The 16,932-nt window shown below is 37.0% G+C and carries 18 protein-coding genes; 8 read left to right on the forward strand and 10 right to left on the reverse strand.

Annotated features, from left to right (window positions below; translation table 11 throughout):
• Window positions 1–49 precede the first annotated feature (49 nt).
• Window positions 50–865 (reverse strand): sugar nucleotide-binding protein, encoded by an 816-nt coding sequence (locus KRODI_RS11430; RefSeq protein ID WP_041295690.1) that lies wholly within the window; start codon window positions 863–865, stop codon window positions 50–52.
• Between the two features lie 111 nt (window positions 866–976).
• Window positions 977–2,068 (reverse strand): glycine cleavage system aminomethyltransferase GcvT, encoded by a 1,092-nt coding sequence (gene gcvT, locus KRODI_RS11435; RefSeq protein WP_013751758.1) that lies wholly within the window; start codon window positions 2,066–2,068, stop codon window positions 977–979.
• A 188-nt stretch (window positions 2,069–2,256) separates the two neighbouring features.
• On the opposite strand from gcvT, the gene KRODI_RS11440 reads away from it, so the two are divergent.
• Complete coding sequence (locus tag KRODI_RS11440) at window positions 2,257–3,777, forward strand: hypothetical protein (protein ID WP_041295691.1); 1,521 nt, start codon at window positions 2,257–2,259, stop codon at window positions 3,775–3,777.
• A 170-nt stretch (window positions 3,778–3,947) separates the two neighbouring features.
• On the opposite strand, the gene thrC is transcribed toward KRODI_RS11440, so the two are convergent.
• The 4 genes from thrC to KRODI_RS11460 form a co-directional block, all read right to left on the reverse strand.
• A complete protein-coding gene (gene thrC / locus KRODI_RS11445; protein ID WP_013751760.1) occupies window positions 3,948–5,249 on the reverse strand; it encodes a threonine synthase in 1,302 nt (433 codons plus the stop codon).
• 212 nt (window positions 5,250–5,461) lie between these two features.
• The gene (locus KRODI_RS11450) at window positions 5,462–6,250 is read right to left on the reverse strand and encodes a DUF6503 family protein (RefSeq protein ID WP_013751761.1); all 789 of its coding nucleotides are present in this window, start codon (window positions 6,248–6,250) and stop codon (window positions 5,462–5,464) included.
• Window positions 6,251–6,313: 63 nt separating this feature from the next.
• Window positions 6,314–6,514: a helix-turn-helix transcriptional regulator gene (locus KRODI_RS11455; RefSeq protein WP_013751762.1), complete on the reverse strand. Its 201-nt coding sequence runs from the start codon at window positions 6,512–6,514 to the stop codon at window positions 6,314–6,316.
• Window positions 6,507–6,968: a hypothetical protein gene (locus KRODI_RS11460; RefSeq protein ID WP_013751763.1), complete on the reverse strand. Its 462-nt coding sequence runs from the start codon at window positions 6,966–6,968 to the stop codon at window positions 6,507–6,509. The genes KRODI_RS11455 and KRODI_RS11460 overlap by 8 nt, the downstream gene beginning before the upstream one ends.
• A gap of 145 nt (window positions 6,969–7,113) precedes the next feature.
• Between KRODI_RS11460 and KRODI_RS11465 the strand changes: the two genes are divergently transcribed.
• The gene (locus KRODI_RS11465) at window positions 7,114–7,899 is read left to right on the forward strand and encodes a TrmH family RNA methyltransferase (RefSeq protein ID WP_013751764.1); all 786 of its coding nucleotides are present in this window, start codon (window positions 7,114–7,116) and stop codon (window positions 7,897–7,899) included.
• A gap of 26 nt (window positions 7,900–7,925) precedes the next feature.
• On the opposite strand, the gene KRODI_RS11470 is transcribed toward KRODI_RS11465, so the two are convergent.
• The gene (locus KRODI_RS11470) at window positions 7,926–8,669 is read right to left on the reverse strand and encodes a peptidylprolyl isomerase (protein ID WP_237699370.1); all 744 of its coding nucleotides are present in this window, start codon (window positions 8,667–8,669) and stop codon (window positions 7,926–7,928) included.
• Between KRODI_RS11470 and KRODI_RS11475 the strand changes: the two genes are divergently transcribed.
• Both KRODI_RS11475 and KRODI_RS11480 read left to right on the forward strand, forming a co-directional pair.
• Complete coding sequence (locus KRODI_RS11475; RefSeq protein WP_013751766.1) at window positions 8,654–9,301, forward strand: NUDIX hydrolase; 648 nt, start codon at window positions 8,654–8,656, stop codon at window positions 9,299–9,301. The two genes, KRODI_RS11470 and KRODI_RS11475, sit on opposite strands and share 16 nt — an antisense overlap.
• A gap of 85 nt (window positions 9,302–9,386) precedes the next feature.
• The gene (locus KRODI_RS11480) at window positions 9,387–10,190 is read left to right on the forward strand and encodes a lysophospholipid acyltransferase family protein (protein WP_013751767.1); all 804 of its coding nucleotides are present in this window, start codon (window positions 9,387–9,389) and stop codon (window positions 10,188–10,190) included.
• A gap of 119 nt (window positions 10,191–10,309) precedes the next feature.
• Here KRODI_RS11480 and KRODI_RS11485 read toward each other — a convergent pair whose 3' ends face one another.
• Both KRODI_RS11485 and KRODI_RS11490 read right to left on the reverse strand, forming a co-directional pair.
• Window positions 10,310–10,924, reverse strand: a complete 615-nt coding sequence (locus KRODI_RS11485; protein ID WP_013751768.1) for a hypothetical protein — start codon at window positions 10,922–10,924, stop codon at window positions 10,310–10,312.
• Between the two features lie 3 nt (window positions 10,925–10,927).
• On the reverse strand, window positions 10,928–11,422 hold the full coding sequence (locus KRODI_RS11490) for an RNA polymerase sigma factor (RefSeq protein WP_013751769.1): 495 nt from the start codon (window positions 11,420–11,422) through the stop codon (window positions 10,928–10,930).
• A gap of 586 nt (window positions 11,423–12,008) precedes the next feature.
• Between KRODI_RS11490 and KRODI_RS11495 the strand changes: the two genes are divergently transcribed.
• The 4 genes from KRODI_RS11495 (at window position 12,009) to KRODI_RS11510 (ending at window position 15,893) form a co-directional block, all read left to right on the forward strand.
• Window positions 12,009–14,174, forward strand: a complete 2,166-nt coding sequence (locus KRODI_RS11495; protein WP_013751770.1) for a TonB-dependent receptor — start codon at window positions 12,009–12,011, stop codon at window positions 14,172–14,174.
• Window positions 14,175–14,232: 58 nt separating this feature from the next.
• The gene (locus KRODI_RS11500; RefSeq protein WP_013751771.1) at window positions 14,233–14,601 is read left to right on the forward strand and encodes a hypothetical protein; all 369 of its coding nucleotides are present in this window, start codon (window positions 14,233–14,235) and stop codon (window positions 14,599–14,601) included.
• A gap of 116 nt (window positions 14,602–14,717) precedes the next feature.
• Window positions 14,718–15,518, forward strand: a complete 801-nt coding sequence (locus KRODI_RS11505; protein WP_013751772.1) for a TIGR00266 family protein — start codon at window positions 14,718–14,720, stop codon at window positions 15,516–15,518.
• Between the two features lie 177 nt (window positions 15,519–15,695).
• Window positions 15,696–15,893, forward strand: a complete 198-nt coding sequence (locus tag KRODI_RS11510) for a hypothetical protein (protein WP_013751773.1) — start codon at window positions 15,696–15,698, stop codon at window positions 15,891–15,893.
• 43 nt (window positions 15,894–15,936) lie between these two features.
• On the opposite strand, the gene KRODI_RS11515 is transcribed toward KRODI_RS11510, so the two are convergent.
• Window positions 15,937–16,875: a hydrogen peroxide-inducible genes activator gene (locus KRODI_RS11515; RefSeq protein WP_013751774.1), complete on the reverse strand. Its 939-nt coding sequence runs from the start codon at window positions 16,873–16,875 to the stop codon at window positions 15,937–15,939.
• Between the last annotated feature and the right edge of the window lie 57 nt (window positions 16,876–16,932).

Consider the following 16,932-nt stretch of genomic DNA (forward strand, 5'->3'; position numbering starts at 1 on the left):
GTGTTTTATAAAGGTACAACTGTGAGTTGAAAAATAAGAAAGATGTTTCTTAAAACTCTGCGTTGTATTTTCTGCTACCTGCTACAACACCTTCATTAGTTACCTGCAAATGCTTAGGTAATTTATTGTCTCTGGGTAAGACCGCGAGGTAACGATCAGAGTTACTAGTAAATACGTTTTTATACATAGGTTTCCTATTGAGGTCTAGCATAATTACTAACTCATGGATAAATTCTTTATGATGTATAAGATCTGTACTTCCTAAGTGAAAAATACCAGATAGTTTTCTATTAATAATATAGTGTACCTGCTGGCAGAGTTTAGTATCTGTGGTAGTATTCATTACCAAATGCGGAAACACTTCTATGGCATCTCCTAGTAATAATTGGTTTTTGAGCTCTTCAATTCTAGGAGAACCCACACCAAAAACCATAGGCAGTCTCACAATCGCATATTGTGATTCTGGTAGATGACGCATTAAGAGCGTCTCTATTCTAATTTTTAGTTTACCATAGATACTTTCTGAGAGTGTCTTGTCATTCTCATAACTAGGGTAATTTGTAAAAGCATCAAAAACATTTGCACTAGAGATAAATACAATACGACAGCCAGATTCTTGAGCATAAGCGATCATAGATTCATGAGCCTCTAGCTGGTCGCCAAAAGGACCTCTGAGTGCCGTTATAATTACAGATGGCTTTATCTTGAGTAGCACTTCATACACATCATCTTCTACAAGATCAAATCGCACATAGTGCTGGTTATCACTGTATATCTTGCCAGAGTGATAAGTGCCATAGGTATTGTAGTACCTATACAATTCCTTGTACAAAGCACCTCCTAGAAAGCCACTAGCGCCTAGTATTAAAACTTTATCTTTTGATTTTTTAAATGCGATAACTACAATTTTTTAAATAAAAAACTCCCGAATTCCAAAAGTTAGTCCTTTGGAATTCGGGAGTAGCTTTTCGGTTTATTATCCTTTGTAAAAAGGTGTCTTTACAACGGTTGCAGGTACAAGATTCTTACGTATTTGTATGAAAATTTTTGAGTCCGCTTTCGCGAAAGCGGTATCTACATACCCCATACCTATTCCTTTGTTTACAGATGGCCCCATCGTACCAGATGTTACATTACCTATTTTGTTATTATCTCCATCAACAATATCATATCCCTGACGAGGAATTCCTCTCTCTGTAAGTTCAAAACCTACAAGTTTTTGTCTAAGTCCTTGCTCTTTCTGTGCTTTTAAGTGATCACTGTGCACAAAATCCTTAGTGAATTTTGTTACCCATCCTAAACCTGCTTCAAGCGGAGAAGTAGTGTCATTTATATCATTACCATAGAGACAATATCCCATTTCTAAACGTAGTGTATCACGAGCAGCAAGACCTATAGGTTTGATGTTCCAGTCTGCACCAGCTTTAAACACATTTTCCCATAATTGTGCAGCATCTTCATTTTTACAGTAAATCTCAAAACCACCACTACCAGTATATCCTGTAGCACTAATAATTACATTCTCAATACCTGCAAAAGGTGCCACCTCAAAGGTGTAAAATTTAATACTTGCAAGATCTACTTCTGTAAGCGATTGCATAGCTTCAATGGCCTTAGGCCCTTGTATAGCGAGAAGTGAGTGACCATCAGAGATATTACGCAGCTCTGCATCAAAACTTTTTAGTGTATTTTGAGTTTCTAGCCATGCCCAGTCCTTATCTATATTACTGGCATTTACCACAAGCATATATTGATCTTCCTTAATACGGTACACAATAAGATCATCTACAATTCCTCCTGTATCATTAGGAAAACAGTTATACTGCGCTCCACCAACGTTTATTTTAGAAACATCGTTAGAACATACCCATTGTAGTAATGACAAGGCATTTTCTCCAGATACAAGAAATTCACCCATATGTGATACGTCAAATACACCTACACCGTTTCTAACGACTTCGTGCTCGACATTTACACCTTCATAAGATACTGGCATGTTATATCCAGCAAATGGGACCATTTTTGCTCCTAGCGATTCATGTACTTCAGTTAAGGCTGTATTTTTCATTTTTATTATAGTTCTTTTGGTTACACAAATGTATGAAAAGGTGGCAGTTTGCGAGGTAAATAAAAAGTAAATTATCGATGTAATACCTCAATAAACGACGTCTGTGGCAATATGGGCATTAAGCATATATAGCATCTTCTGTTATTTAATTAATAATTAAATTTGATGGTTATGCTACAGTAATGATTATGAGAAATATAACCGTTCTTTTTTTACTTGTCTTGATACCAGTTCTTGCGTGGTCACAAGAAGGAGTTATATGGGAGAAAAGACTTGATACTTACCCTGTAGATAGAACAACAGAGGCTCAATTAACTACAGACGGTGGTTACATTATAGGTGGGCATACTAATAAAAAAACCACATTAGATCAGTATGCAACTGCAGAGACCGATGTCTGGATGGTCAAGCTAGATGGAGAAGGCGCTGTAGACTGGGAGAGACTCGTAGCTTCAAGAAATAAAGCCGTTCTTAAAAGAATTTTTCAATCGGCAGAAGAGGCTAGGCTTATTAGATCCACAGTAATAAACGCAGATAGTATAGCATCCATAAATACAGACGAATTTGCTATTTCTCAAAATCCTGAACCACCACAAAAGATTCAATCTAGAATGGTGCGTTCAAGTAGATCAAGTTATAAAACGCTAGAAGATAGCTACAGTGACCCTACATTTTTAGAACAAGAAGTTACAGAGATTAAAATCACAGCATCTCAAGATGACTTGTGGAGACTACATCTTGACCCAGCTTTACAGATGAATTGGAATAAAAATAAGCTTGCTGGTACAGAGCGTAAATTGCGTAGTGTTACCATCTCGGCAGCCGGAAGTACACTAGCTGCAGGATATACGACCAAAGCTATAACTGACGACGCTACTACCTTAGGTGATAAAGATTTTTATGTAGCAAGTTACGGGAAGACAGGAAATCTAGAATGGTCTACCACTATAGGTGGAGCAAAAGACGATCAGATTGTTAAAACCATTGCCACTCAAGATGGAGGTTTTATACTGGGTGGTATCTCTGAGTCTGGAATAGGTGGAACAAAAACAACTAAAAATTTAGGAGGAACAGACTGGTGGGTTGTTAAGATAGATAGTCATGGTAATATATTGTGGCAGCGTAGTTTTGGAAATTTTACAGATGATAAGCTTACCTCCCTACAGGAGCTAGATAATGGCGATATTCTACTAGGAGGTACAAAAGCAATTATAGCAAAAAATCAATACCGAACTACTCAAAATGGCGGAGTTACCGAAGACTTTTCTATCATTAAAATTAATAAAGTAGGTATCGTAAGATGGGAGCTAGAACTGGGTGGCTCTGGTAAAGAATATCTCACAAGTGCTTTACAAAAAGAAAATAACGAAGTAATCATCTCAGGGATGAGCTATGCCGACTTAGACAGTGGTGATGGACAAGAAGAGGAGGTAAGTGATATCTGGGTGATTAATTATGGAATTAAGAACCTCGAATCTTTTGATGAAATTTTAAAGAAACGATTTGGAAAAAAGCGTACAGTGTTTAGATCAAATGCTGCAAAACGTTTCAACCGACTTGAATACTATGATGAGCAAGGTAATCTTCTAGATACAAGATATACCTATAAAATTAAGCGTCTTGCCCTTAAACACGCAGAGATCGTAAAGGGCACAAAATACATACGAGTACTCTCTGGGAATACAGCAGCCATTGTAGATTGGGATTAATAACCTAGTCCGCTTATGATTTTATAAGACGTTTGCATGACTGTCGTGAGAACGCTTCAATATTGATGCTATTGGCTATAATTATTTTAAAAGATAGTGTTCTTCTTTAATTGATATTAGATTATTAATGCTTCCTGAAAAGAATTCTGGACGATTTTCGCGAAAGCGAACTATTCCAACAAATACGTCTTTAACTCTTCATAATGCTTCACGGGGATGGTATCCATCTTTTTATTCATTAACTCTTTGATTTGTTCGGGGAGATCAATGTTACCTACTACAGGCGTAACTGCTGGTAAAAACTTTACGGGATGTGCGGTTTCTAAAAAGACTCCATAAGCTTCTGGATGATCTTTTAAATAGGCCTTGACTCCTAAGTATCCCACGGCGCCGTGAGGATCTGCTATGTAATTATGATTTTCATGCAAATCGAGCATCGCACCACGTGTTGCATTATCACAATAGGAGTATGATGAAAACTTTTGAGACAATAACTGTCTGTCGTTTTCAAATAACTGTAGTACTCTAATAAAATTGCTAGGGTCACTTACATCCATGGCATTACTTATCGTTGCAACCGTTGCCGTAGGAGTATACTTTCCACTTTGCATAAACCTAGGAATCGTAGTATTACTATTTACCGCTGCTACAAATTGGTGCACCGGCATTCCCATCATATGCGCTACCATACCGGCACATATATTACCAAAGTTCCCGCTAGGAACAGAAAACACGAGGGAATCTGCTTTTCCTTGCTTTTTTAATTCTTTATAAGCAAATAAATAATACAATGACTGCGGAAGCCATCTTGCGACATTAATACTATTTGCAGAGGTGAGTTGTTTTGTACTTGTAATTTCTTGATCTATAAATGCCTTCTTCACCATTGCCTGGCAATCATCAAAAGTACCATCAACTTCAAGTGCGGTGATATTTTCTCCTAAGGTGGTGAGCTGTCGCTCTTGCACATCAGATACTTTACCAGAAGGGTAGAGGATTACCACTTTTATACCTGGCACTTTATAAAAACCTCTAGCAACAGCTCCACCGGTGTCACCGCTGGTAGCTACTAGTACGGTAACTTCTTCTTGTTGATTACGTTCTTTTAAGAAGTGACCTAGACATCGCGCCATAAAGCGAGCTCCTACATCTTTAAAGGCCATAGTAGGTCCATGAAAAAGTTCTAGCGTTGCCACATTATCTTCTATAGGAACTAGCGGGAAATCAAAAGAAAGTACATCTGCTACAATTTCTGTAAGCGTAGCCTCGTCCATACTATCACCTACAAAAGGTTTCATAACTTCTACAGCGATCTCTTCTTTAGATAAATGCTCAAGATGTTCCCAAAAGGTAGCAGGAAGTACTGGGATGTTTTCAGGAAAGTAAAGTCCTTTATCTGGAGCAATTCCTCGTATTACTGCTTCATCAAAAGTGACCGTTTGCGCTTGCTTATTAAGGCTGTAGTATTTCATATATAGATAACTAGCTAACTAACATTATGCATTTTGTTTGTAAAGTAAATCTAATAGATTTTAATCAGAAATAGGACTAAATAGCACTAAGATGCAGTATGCTGATAGTAATAGATTAGGGTTTTTGGTTTTGATAATCAGTAAGTTGTGGTAAAAATAAAACGCCATTCATTTAGAATGGCGTTTGTTTATATTTTGTATAAGATGATTATCTACTCTACAAGTACTCCACCTTCAGGCTTTGAAAAAGTAGCAATATCTAGTTTAGTCGCAGTTGCTGTAGGATTTGTAAAATTCATAGCATTTCTCATTTCTGTAGGCTTGCCATCTACTACCTTGTACCATTGTAGTTCGCTAGGTAACTTAAGACCATTTACATTTTGCCATGTTGCATATTTAATAAAGCTGTAACGTTCACTTGGTCCATCACTACCTGCTGTCACTGTATACGCTAGCCATGCCATTTCATTCGTAGTAGGATCATTATATAGGATGTAATTATCATCAGGACTATCCCCTACGTCGCTACCAAAGCTAATTTTAGTCCCAGGGTAGCTTACACCATCCATTTCTAAAGCAGGAACCTCTGAGTATGTGATTCCTTCATCACTTAGTACAAATGGCATTGCATAAAAATAAAACATCAAATTATGATAAAAACGAGCTCTCTCTGGTTGGAAAGCGATGGTATCTTGTTTTAACCATAAGTCTTTACCATCATATCCTAGTACAAAATCTTTAGTCTCAATACGTATTTTACGAGATTTAAGATCAACCGTGTGTATTTCGTTTATGTCTCCTTTAGGTAAGGTAAAACATAAGTTATTCATGTTATTCCAAGTGTCAATACCTCCGTGCGCTTCAAAAACTTTAGAAATTTGATCTGGGTACACTCTTGATGGAGTTTCTACGACAGCAACTTCTTCGGTGTTTACGGTTGGTTCATTTTTACAACTTGCAAAAGCAATAAGTCCAGCAAGCAATAGGATAGATTTGTTCATAATATATTAATTGGTTAGAATTTGTAAGGTAGTCGTATGGAATTTATAGTCTTACAAAACTCGTCAATCATTTTCAGATAAAGAGAAAAATTCATTTACCGGTTTTTCAAATAACTCAGAAAGTTTTAGAGCAAGTACCGTAGAGGGAACATAGCGATTTTTTTCTATCGAATTAATGGTTTGCCTTGAGACACCTATTTTTTTGGCAAGATCATCTTGAGTGAGGTTAAGAATGGCACGTTCTACTTTAAGTGTATTATTCATCTGCACCACTTTTAAATAAATGAAAAAATAGAATCTGACAGAACAACAACACCCATAATACAAAGAAGTCATTCACAGGCTTGAGAGATGAGCCACCATTTATTAAAGCATCTGCTCCTAGATTTATAAAAGGCATCACAAGCGTTTGTAGCACGCCTACAATAAAAGCAATCATATAATAAGACCTCATACGTATACTTCTTATAAACTCATCTTCTATAGGTTCTTTTGATAGCGATACTACAAGAAGACCTATGAGCATTGTATATTTTACAATAACAATAATGGTAGACTTTAGGGAATCATCTGTTACGATAATACTTGTTGCAATTAGAGAGACAAAAGAAGCAATAAACAAAACCCAGCCTATTCTTTTGAATTTATGTGGTAATTGAAATTTACTAAGCTTCTCAAGGCTCTTGCGCTCGCAGGCAATTATTTTTTTAAAATTCATAATAATAACGTTTAAGTGAAAACAACCTAGCTTTACTTTATGGAAAGTTAATTTGTTATAATGTCAAATATACTTTACATTATTGAAAGCGGAACTATTTTCTTCTAGTTTTTCTCTAATCTTCAGAATATTCTACATTTGTGCTATGTCAAAATATATTTCTAGTATCCAGAATCCAGCTGTAAAAAGGCTGTTACAACTTCAAGATAAGTCACGCGCACGTAAGAAGGAGGGTGGTTTTATTATAGAAGGTGTGAGGGAGATAGAACTTGCTATTGCCGCAGGATACGAGATTACAGAGGTTTATTTTAATGAAGCTGTAATTTCAGAAGATGAGGTTGCTGGGATGGTAAATGGCACAGCGATGATGACAAGTTTATCTACCGAGGTATACCAGAAAGTTGCTTATAGAGCAGGAACGGAGGGAATTATCGCTTTCGCGAAAGCGGAAACTAAAACCTTACAAGAGTTGGCGCTACCTGAAAATCCGCTACTATTAATTGCCGAAGCACCAGAGAAACCAGGAAATATAGGCGCACTACTAAGAACAGCAGACGCAGCTGGGGTAGATGCAGTAATTATCGCAAATCCCAAAACAGATTTATACAATCCTAATATCATACGATCAAGCGTGGGCTGTGTGTTTACCACACAAATTGCAACAGGAACAACTGCTGAGGTGATTTCATTTTTACAAGAAAAAGGAATAGCGGTTTACAGTGCTATTTTACAAGAGGCGGTAGATTATGCAGCACAAGATTATACAACGCCTACAGCAATAGTGGTAGGAACAGAAGCTACAGGGTTATCTCAAGAATGGCGCACTGTAGGTACAAATATTAAAATCCCGATGAGAGGTAAAATAGACTCTATGAATGTCTCAGTTGCTGCGGGAATCTTAGTTTTTGAAGCACGGAGGCAACGCGGATAGAATGTGTGTAAAGAAGAAAAAGACGCTTAATCAATAAGGGCAATTTTCATATATACATTTGCAACTGGCCACTCGCTGCCGTCCACTTTTAACTTATTAATTTCATCCACAACATCCATTCCCTTAGTCACTCTGCCAAAAACAGTGTGATCCCCATCAAGGTGATGCGCTCCACGTTCTGGTTGCACAATAAAAAACTCAAAAGGAGCAGTCGCATTACTCACATTTTGCTCGGTATACTTAGCCGATGAAAATGCTCCTCGCGTGTGCGTATGGCTAGGATTTGCTTCATTTGGTATTAAATAACTCCCAAAACTCGCTCTGTTGCGCGCAGTGCCTTGCGTATCATTATTACCTCCTTGTACCACAAAATTAGGTGACACTCGGTGGAACTGCGTCGTATTAAAATAGCCGTTTTTTACGAGCATGATAAAGTTTGCTCTGTGTAGCGGAGTATCTGTAAAAAGCTCCACTTCTATTTCTCCAAAACGGGTGGTAATCTTAACCTTAGTCTCAGGATTCTCTTCTCCATAAGCCGTAAGAAAATCAATGACCATTTCTTGACCAGAAATTGTAGGCTCTTTTATAGTACCCATTACCAGTGATGGATCTACTTTTTTGATGTCTTTTTGTTGTAGTGCTAGCGTGTCTTTTTTTGCCACTTCTTCCTTTACAGAATTAGGTGCAGATTTCTTATCTTGACAACTTGTGCTCGCTAGCAGCGCTATAATAATCCAGAGATACGTACGCATAAATGAAATTTGAATCATTTTTAGAATTAGCTTCAAAAATAGGAAATCTCCCGCTTCCAGGGCGCGATGTGCAACTAGAGATGGCACCCACAGAACGACTTAAAGAACTCGAGGAACTAGAAATCACAAAGCGCAACCCAAGACAAGCTGGTGTGATGTGCTTATTTTATCCTACGCCAGATGGTGATACGGAGTTTATACTCATCTTACGTAAGACCTATGAAGGTGTACATTCTAATCAAGTAGGCTTTCCTGGAGGAAAGGTAGAACTTACAGATAGAGACCTCGCACATACAGCGTTACGAGAGACAGAAGAGGAGGTGGGCGTACCCCAATCTCGCGTTGCAATCACTCGCGAACTCACAAATATTTATATACCACCTAGTAATTTCTGGGTACAATCTTTCATAGGACATCTAGATCATACTCCTGCATTTATTGCTCAAGAAAGCGAGGTTGAGTCTTTGATCCCCGTGCCACTATCTGAGTTCCTCTCTGACGATTGTATAACAACGCAAAAACTCTCTACCTCCTATATGGATGATATGGAGGTACCAGCATATAAATTGCAAGGTCATATTGTTTGGGGAGCTACAGCAATGATGCTCAGTGAGGTACGATCGCTTCTTAACACTTCTTTAAAATTGTAACGCCTTTTGTATCTTTACAGGCTGTTTGTAACCAAGTACGCTTTCGCGAAAGCGCACTCAAACGCATCCAACTTTAAACTAAATAATGGGGATATTTAAAAAAAATCCATTTGGACATATACTATTCTTAAAACGCTGGCTCATAAGAATTGCTGGTGCAATGACGCATAGACGTTATCGCGGGTTTAATGAATTACAGATAGTAGGTTCTGAAATACTGACTAATCTTCCAGATAGGAACGTATTATTTGTTTCAAATCACCAGACATATTTTGCAGACGTGGTTTCCATGTTTCACGTCTTTAACGCGAGTTTAAGTGGTCGTACAGATTCTATAAAAAATATAGGATATCTGTGGGATCCAAAACTTAACCTATACTACGTTGCCGCTGGAGAAACGATGAAGGCTGGTTTACTACCGCGCATACTGGCTTATGCAGGAGCAATTACAGTAAGTCGTACCTGGAGAGAAAAAGGTAAAGAAATAGATCGCCAGGTAAACCTTAAGGATACTGAGAATATAGGAATAGCGCTAGATGATGGCTGGGTAATTACGTTCCCGCAAGGAACTACAAAACCATGGAAACCCATTAGAAAAGGAACTGCTCACATTATTAAGAACTATAAACCTATCGTTGTGCCTATTGTGATAGATGGTTTTAGAAGGAGTTTTGACAAGAAAGGATTACGTATTAAAAAACGTGGTATTCTTCAATCTTTTGAAGTAAAAGAACCGCTAGTAATAGATTACGAAAACGACTCTGTAGAGAAAATTGTAGAGCAACTAGAATATGCAATCGAGCAACATCCATCTTTCTTAAAGGTCATCCCAACGGAAGAGATAGAAGCAGAAGAAGAACTTAATAAAAAGAGAAAGTGGGAGTATTAATATGCTCACCTTACTAAGAAAAAAAAGCGAGAGCGACCGTAAGGTCGCTCTCGCTTTTTATATGCTTAAAAGGCAACAGCTTGACCTATTGCCTTAATCAGAATTCAAACCCCCTAGATTTAAAGTTCCAATTTTTTAAGTTGATTGTAATTTGCTTTGAGCCTCCTTAAAAGACGACCATATAGTAGTCTATATATAATAAGGAGAATGCCAATCGCTAAAGCGAGCATAATAATCAAACTTATTACAGCTAGAAAGAGACTATCTGTAGAAAGGAACTCTGGATGCGTTGCCTCTATCAAAACAAATGCACCTACAGTCCCAAGTACAAGAAACGCAAGGTTAAACCATATATAATATTTTACGGTTTTACGTGTGTTTAAAATATTTTGCATTAGTACTCTTGGAGAGTCCGTGTTTTCAATTTTTTTATAATTTTTATAAAACCAGCCAATGAAGAATATAAGCGCTGCTAGGTGAATTCCTGTTGAAATATATTCTACTGAATCTCCTATTACAGTTTTTACGTTTGAGGCGTCGTCTCCAGAAATTTTAATTCCGAAGCTGAGTAATATCCATACCGCAAACTCTGCAATACTTATAAAAAGTATCCACTTCACTACTGAAGAAGACTTCTTAAGTAGCATAGGGTACAAGTCTGCCTTCGTATATTTAGGAAGTGATCCTTCCTGCTTTTGCCAATCTTTCTTTAGCATTTCTAGTTCATCTACCATAGCTTATGGATTTAATATTTTTTTGAGCTTTTTCTTCACTCTGTTCATCTTCACTCTTGCATTTACCTCTGATATACCTAGGGTTTCAGAGATTTCACTGTAGTTTTTATCTTCTAGATATAAAAAGACGAGTGCCTTATCTATATCATTAAGCTCTTTTACTGCACTATACATCAACTTTAATTGCTGCTCCACGGTATCATCATATTCTTCTGATGATATACGAAACATGACAGAATCAAAATCTTGAGTCTGCACCGTTCTCTTAGATTTACGATATAAAGTGATGGCGGTATTTAATCCCACGCGGTACATCCACGTACTGAACTTTGAGTCTCCTCTAAACTTAGGGAAGGCACGCCATAATTGTATCGTAATCTCTTGAAAAAGATCATTGTGTTGATCCCGATTGTTGGTATACAAACGGCATATCTTATGCACAATGTTCTGGTTCTCTTCCAGAAGGTTTACAAAATTATCTTCGACTGTTTTATCCAATGGTTGGTGGCTTAGTTAATGGTAAGTAGAGATTTCTTACAAAGTGTTACAGAATAATTCTAAAAGTTTTAGTCTATTTCTGGTAACGTCCAAGTTACTCTATATAATTGACGCTTGAGATGATCAATTAGTAGATGCCTAAAAGAAAAAAACCTCTGCTCCCTAATTGCAGAGGTTTTTTCTTACTTGTTAAATTCTTGAACTTTCAACGGGATAAATATAGATATAATAGTTGTGTAAGCACATCCTCATATGTTACGTTTTAGTAAAATCAATCACTAAATATTGCTTGTTGTAGCTTTAGTAAACACGTTTATAGTTCATTAAATAATTAATTTTAGTTTGATTTTTTTTTGAAATTTTTTACTTCTCAGATAAAATCAAATGTTATGGTCATTACGCAAACGTTATAAATATTTTTCTTGCTTTAAAACCTTCTTAAACTTCTATGTGAAAAAAATTTTTTTAGGACTTCAACCTTATGATTTACAACTGGGAACTCTAAAATGACGGTTGGGAGTATTACGCTTTCGCGAAAGCGTAGTTCGCTCCATATTTGCTCAACAATCAATCAACCGAACTATTTATGAAATCACTCTTACACATTCTCGTTTGCCTATTATGTTATCAATTAGCTGCCCAGACCGTCGTCTCGGGAAAAGTCACAGACTCGAAAGGAATTCCCATAGAAGGTGCAAACATTTTTATAGATGGCACTTATGATGGAGCCAGTACCACAGCAGATGGATCATTCTCTTTTACCACAAGTGAAGAGGGAACGAAGTTACTTAAAGTCACCTTCTTATCATACGAACCGTATGAGTCATTTATGGAAGTAACGACTTTTAAAGACCTTAAAATCACATTGCAGGAAGATGTAAACTCACTAGATACAGTTGTACTTTCGGCAGGGACCTTTGAGGCTAGTGATAATAGTAAAGTCTCTGTGCTCAAGCCGCTGGATGTTGTGACTACGGCAAGTGCGCTAGGAGATTTTGTAGGTGCTTTACAAACGCTACCTGGTACAACTACCGTTGCAGAGGATGGTAGACTCTTTGTGCGTGGAGGAGATGCCGGAGAAACACAGATATTTATAGATGGCATACGTGTCTTTACTCCGTATACACCAACCGCAAATAATACGCCTACTCGAGGCAGATATAGTCCTTTTCTTTTTGACGGGATTACGTTTTCCACGGGAGGATACTCGGCCGAGTATGGAGAGGCTTTGTCAAGTGTTTTATTACTGAATACCATAGATGAGCCAGATCAAAATAAGACAGATATCTCCCTAATGTCTGTGGGCGGCGGACTAGGAATTACTAGAAAATGGGAGAAGAGTTCCCTCAGTGTAAGTACGTCCTACATAAATCTTGCTCCCTATGTGGCATTGTTTTCTAATCGTAATAATTTTAATAAGCCTTTTCAGACCTTTTCTGGAGAAGCGGTCTATCGCTACAGGACAGAAAATGGTTTGTTTAAATTATATGCAGCAGGAGACAAGACAAGTTTTGACATTACGCAAGAAGATATTAATAATCCAGAAGGATTCACGCTAGGCTTAAAAAATACAAATGTCTACATAAACACGAATTATACTGGAATGTTAAGTGACACCTGGAGTATACAAACGGGAGGAAGTTATACGAGTGCACAAAATGATACATCCCTACAATCGGCTACTAACATCGATAACAAAGAAAATAGCGCACATCTTAAAGTAAAAATTAAAAAGCGTTTTTCAAACAGACTTAAATTAGCATTTGGCGCAGAACATTTTATAACAGATTTTCAGGAGGATTTTAATGGAGTCTTTGATGATCAGAACATTGTAGCTGCCTACGATTTTAAGAGTAATATTACTGCGGCTTTTGTTGAAAGTGATATCATCTTCTCTCGCAATTTTGCAGTGAAGCTGGGCGCTAGGGCGAGTTATACAGATTATATGGAAGGAGTCACATTTTCGCCTAGAGCGAGCGTAGCCTATAAAACAGGTAAAAACAGTCAGTTTTCTTTGGCTTATGGTGACTTTTATCAAAATCCGCTTAATGACTTTTTAAAATTTAGTCTTGATCTTGATGCTCAAAAGACTACGCATTACATAGCAAACTATCAGTATAGCAACAATGGTCGGATCTTTAGAGCAGAGGCGTATCGTAAGAGTTATAGTGATTTGATTACTTCTAATACTGTGTTTAATAGTCCAGAGAGCGTTTTTGCAAATGAGGGAAAAGGTTATGCGCAGGGAGTGGATGTTTTTTGGAGAGATAATACCAGTATAAAAAATATGGATTACTGGGTGAGCTATTCCTACTTAGATTCAGAAAGGAAATATCTCAATTTTGAGGAACAGGCAAGACCATCTTTCGCGAGTCCTCATAATATATCTGTGGTGGGAAAGTATTTTGTAGAAGATTGGAAATCGCAAGTGGGTGTAAGTTTTCAGCATAGTTCTGGGCGTACCTATACAGATAAGAATAGCGCTGGCTTCTTACAAGCAAACGCAAAGTCCTTTAATAGTTTAAGTATAAACTGGGCGTATTTATTATCGCAGCAAAAGATCCTGTATTTTTCTGTAAACAATGTACTTGGATTAAGAAACGTAAATGGATATCAATATGCAGATGCTCCTAATCCTGCAGGTACCTTTGACCGTAGAGCATTACGCCCAGCGACTGATCAGTTCTTTTTTGTGGGCTTTTTCTGGACAATAAGTGATGATAAAAACAGCAACCAGCTAGATAATCTATAGTGCACATATTCATTTTGAAGTAGTAAAGAAGTATCTTAGTATAAAATAATTAGAGTCTATGAAATATTTACTTGTTATATGCTGTCTAGTAATGTTTATTTCCTGTGGTGATGACGATTCACCTAGTCCAGCAGAGGTAATTTGTACTACTGAGGTGGTCCCTTCTTTTAGAATTACGGTTAGAAATACAGAAGATAATTCTTTATTAGAAGGAGTAAGTATCGTTGCTAAGGATCAACAGTTTGAAGCTGCGCTTACAGAAGAAAGTTCTGGAGTGTACGTAGGACCAGATGAGCGAGCGGGGAGTTATTTTTTAATTATTCAAAAAGAGAATTTCCAGACCATTATAACAGAGACTTTTAATGTTGAAGAAGATGAGTGTCATGTAATCACAGTTTCTAGGTTATATACTTTACAATCCTTGTAATTAAAAATTATTTTAAAATTAGGCCCGAAGATATCTTTGGGCTTTTTCTTTTTTAAATCAGTGTAACAAGATTGGGTTTATAGCTACCTATAGCTACAATCAAAAAATCAAAAAGAATGAACGCACATGAAATAGACTACGAGATCTTTGGAGAAGAGATGCAATATGTAGAGGTAGAGTTAGATCCGCAGGAAGGTGTTATTGCAGAGGCTGGTAGCTTTATGATGATGGAAGATGGTATCCGCATGGAAACCATTTTTGGCGATGGCTCTGCAAAGGATACAGGTTTAATGGGTAAAATTTTTGGAGCAGGAAAGCGTTTACTTACTGGAGAAAGTTTATTCATGACAGCTTTTTATAATGATGTAATAGGTAAGAAGAAAGTAAGCTTTGCTTCTCCATATCCAGGTAAAATAATTCCTATAGATCTTGATAAAATAGGAGGGAAGTTTATCTGCCAGAAAGATGCGTTTCTTTGCGCAGCAAAAGGTGTTTCTGTTGGAATAGAATTTTCGCGTAAGCTAGGTAGGGGCCTTTTTGGTGGAGAAGGATTTATCATGCAGCGTCTAGAAGGCGATGGTATTGCATTTGTACACGCAGGAGGAACAACTCTTAAAAAAGAACTTGCTCCTGGGGAGCGTTTAAAAGTAGATACTGGATGTATCATAGGTTTTGATAGTACGGTAACGTATGATATAGAATTTGTAGGAGGTATTAAGAACACCATTTTTGGTGGAGAAGGGTTGTTTTTTGCCACATTAAGTGGTCCTGGAACTGTTTATATACAGTCACTTCCTTTTAGTCGTCTTGCAAACCGTGTGCTAGCAATGGCTCCAAAGGCAGGAGGCAAACAAAGGGGTGAGGGCTCTATACTAGGAGGCTTAGGAGATTTACTTGACGGTGATAATCGATTTTGAGAAATCTTGCAACTACTTATTTAACAAGTATTTAACTTTAATTTAAGATGTTAAAAAGTAGTATGATAGAGGTTGTATTACTCTTTATATCTTATATTTATAGAGTTCAAAAATTTAAATCATAGCCTATAGCATCAAACTACTTTTAATAATCTAACCCTATAAAACCCTTCGAATATGGCGAGAGCAATGTTTGAATACACAAAAACTATTTTAGATAAGGTAAGTTTTGATAGCACACTATTTTGTAAAGAACTAGAGAAAGCAATTAAACGACTATTACCTTATGAAATAGATGAACTTAGAATCTGGATTAATGCTTTGGTAAAAACCAATCCTGATCTTGGTCATTGTCTAATTTATTTAAAACAATAAAAAAAGCCCCAGTAATGGGGCTTTTTTAGTGTTAAATGAGCGCTTATTTTGAAATAGGGCTTATTATTTGCACATTTTGAAATGTAATTGCACCTTTTACCACTCCAGCGATTGTAGATCTTAAGGCCTCTATAATTTGTATTTTAAGTTCGCTCTTATGATAGATAATACTTATTTCTCTAGCAGGAGAAGGTTCTTTAAATGATTTAAAAAGTTGTTTTTCTTTTACAGGTATATCAAGTGTATGTAGATACGGTAAAAGCGTCATGCCTAAACCTTCATTTGCTAGTTTTACGAGCGTTTCAAAACTTCCGCTTTCTAATGAGAATTTCTCATTATTCATATTTCTAGGTGTTGCACAGAGATTAATCACACCATCTCTAAAACAATGTCCGTCCTCTAGCACGAGCATATCTTGCATGTCTAAATCTGTAGTTTCCAAAATATCCTTACTACTCAGTCTATGGTTTTGTGGAACGTATGCTACAAAAGGTTCGTAATAAAGAGGTCTCTCTTTAATCATAGGGTTCTCAAGAGGAGTTGCCGCGATAGCGGCGTCTAGATGTCCTTCCTCAAGTTTTTCCATGATTTGATCTGTATTGAGCTCTTCAATTTTGAGCTTAACCTTAGGGTATTTTTTTATAAAATTAGTAAGAAACATCGGGAGTAGCGTAGGCATTACCGTTGGAATAACTCCTAGTTTAAACTCACCTCCTATATACCCCTTCTGTTGATCTACAATATCTGTAATACGGTTTGCTTCGTTTACAATATTACGGGCTTGGTGTACAATTTTTGACCCTATTTCTGTAAGTTCAATAGGCTTCTTGCTACGGTCAAAAATAAGGATGTCTAGCTCATCTTCAAGCTTTTGTATTTGCATACTAAGCGTAGGCTGAGTAACAAATGTCTTTTGAGCTGCTCTTGTAAAATTTTGGTGCTCTGCCACCGCAAGCACATATTTAAGTTGAGTAATAGTCATGTTCTAATATATAACACAAAAGTAAGAAAATCATTGAGTGTAACTATGTACAACATC

The organism is Dokdonia sp. 4H-3-7-5, assembly GCF_000212355.1.
Lineage (GTDB): Bacteria > Bacteroidota > Bacteroidia > Flavobacteriales > Flavobacteriaceae > Dokdonia.

Coding starts and splice junctions, on each gene's coding strand:
- gcvT (WP_013751758.1), bottom strand. CDS start 2,068: ATGAAAAATACAGCCTTAACTGAAGTACATGAATCGCTAGGAGCAAAA.
- KRODI_RS11440 (WP_041295691.1), top strand. CDS start 2,257: ATGAGAAATATAACCGTTCTTTTTTTACTTGTCTTGATACCAGTTCTT.
- thrC (WP_013751760.1), bottom strand. CDS start 5,249: ATGAAATACTACAGCCTTAATAAGCAAGCGCAAACGGTCACTTTTGAT.
- KRODI_RS11450 (WP_013751761.1), bottom strand. CDS start 6,250: ATGAACAAATCTATCCTATTGCTTGCTGGACTTATTGCTTTTGCAAGT.
- KRODI_RS11455 (WP_013751762.1), bottom strand. CDS start 6,514: ATGAATAATACACTTAAAGTAGAACGTGCCATTCTTAACCTCACTCAA.
- KRODI_RS11460 (WP_013751763.1), bottom strand. CDS start 6,968: ATGAATTTTAAAAAAATAATTGCCTGCGAGCGCAAGAGCCTTGAGAAG.
- KRODI_RS11465 (WP_013751764.1), top strand. CDS start 7,114: ATGTCAAAATATATTTCTAGTATCCAGAATCCAGCTGTAAAAAGGCTG.
- KRODI_RS11475 (WP_013751766.1), top strand. CDS start 8,654: ATGAAATTTGAATCATTTTTAGAATTAGCTTCAAAAATAGGAAATCTC.
- KRODI_RS11470 (WP_237699370.1), bottom strand. CDS start 8,669: ATGATTCAAATTTCATTTATGCGTACGTATCTCTGGATTATTATAGCG.
- KRODI_RS11480 (WP_013751767.1), top strand. CDS start 9,387: ATGGGGATATTTAAAAAAAATCCATTTGGACATATACTATTCTTAAAA.
- KRODI_RS11485 (WP_013751768.1), bottom strand. CDS start 10,924: ATGGTAGATGAACTAGAAATGCTAAAGAAAGATTGGCAAAAGCAGGAA.
- KRODI_RS11495 (WP_013751770.1), top strand. CDS start 12,009: ATGAAATCACTCTTACACATTCTCGTTTGCCTATTATGTTATCAATTA.
- KRODI_RS11500 (WP_013751771.1), top strand. CDS start 14,233: ATGAAATATTTACTTGTTATATGCTGTCTAGTAATGTTTATTTCCTGT.
- KRODI_RS11505 (WP_013751772.1), top strand. CDS start 14,718: ATGAACGCACATGAAATAGACTACGAGATCTTTGGAGAAGAGATGCAA.
- KRODI_RS11510 (WP_013751773.1), top strand. CDS start 15,696: ATGGCGAGAGCAATGTTTGAATACACAAAAACTATTTTAGATAAGGTA.
- KRODI_RS11515 (WP_013751774.1), bottom strand. CDS start 16,875: ATGACTATTACTCAACTTAAATATGTGCTTGCGGTGGCAGAGCACCAA.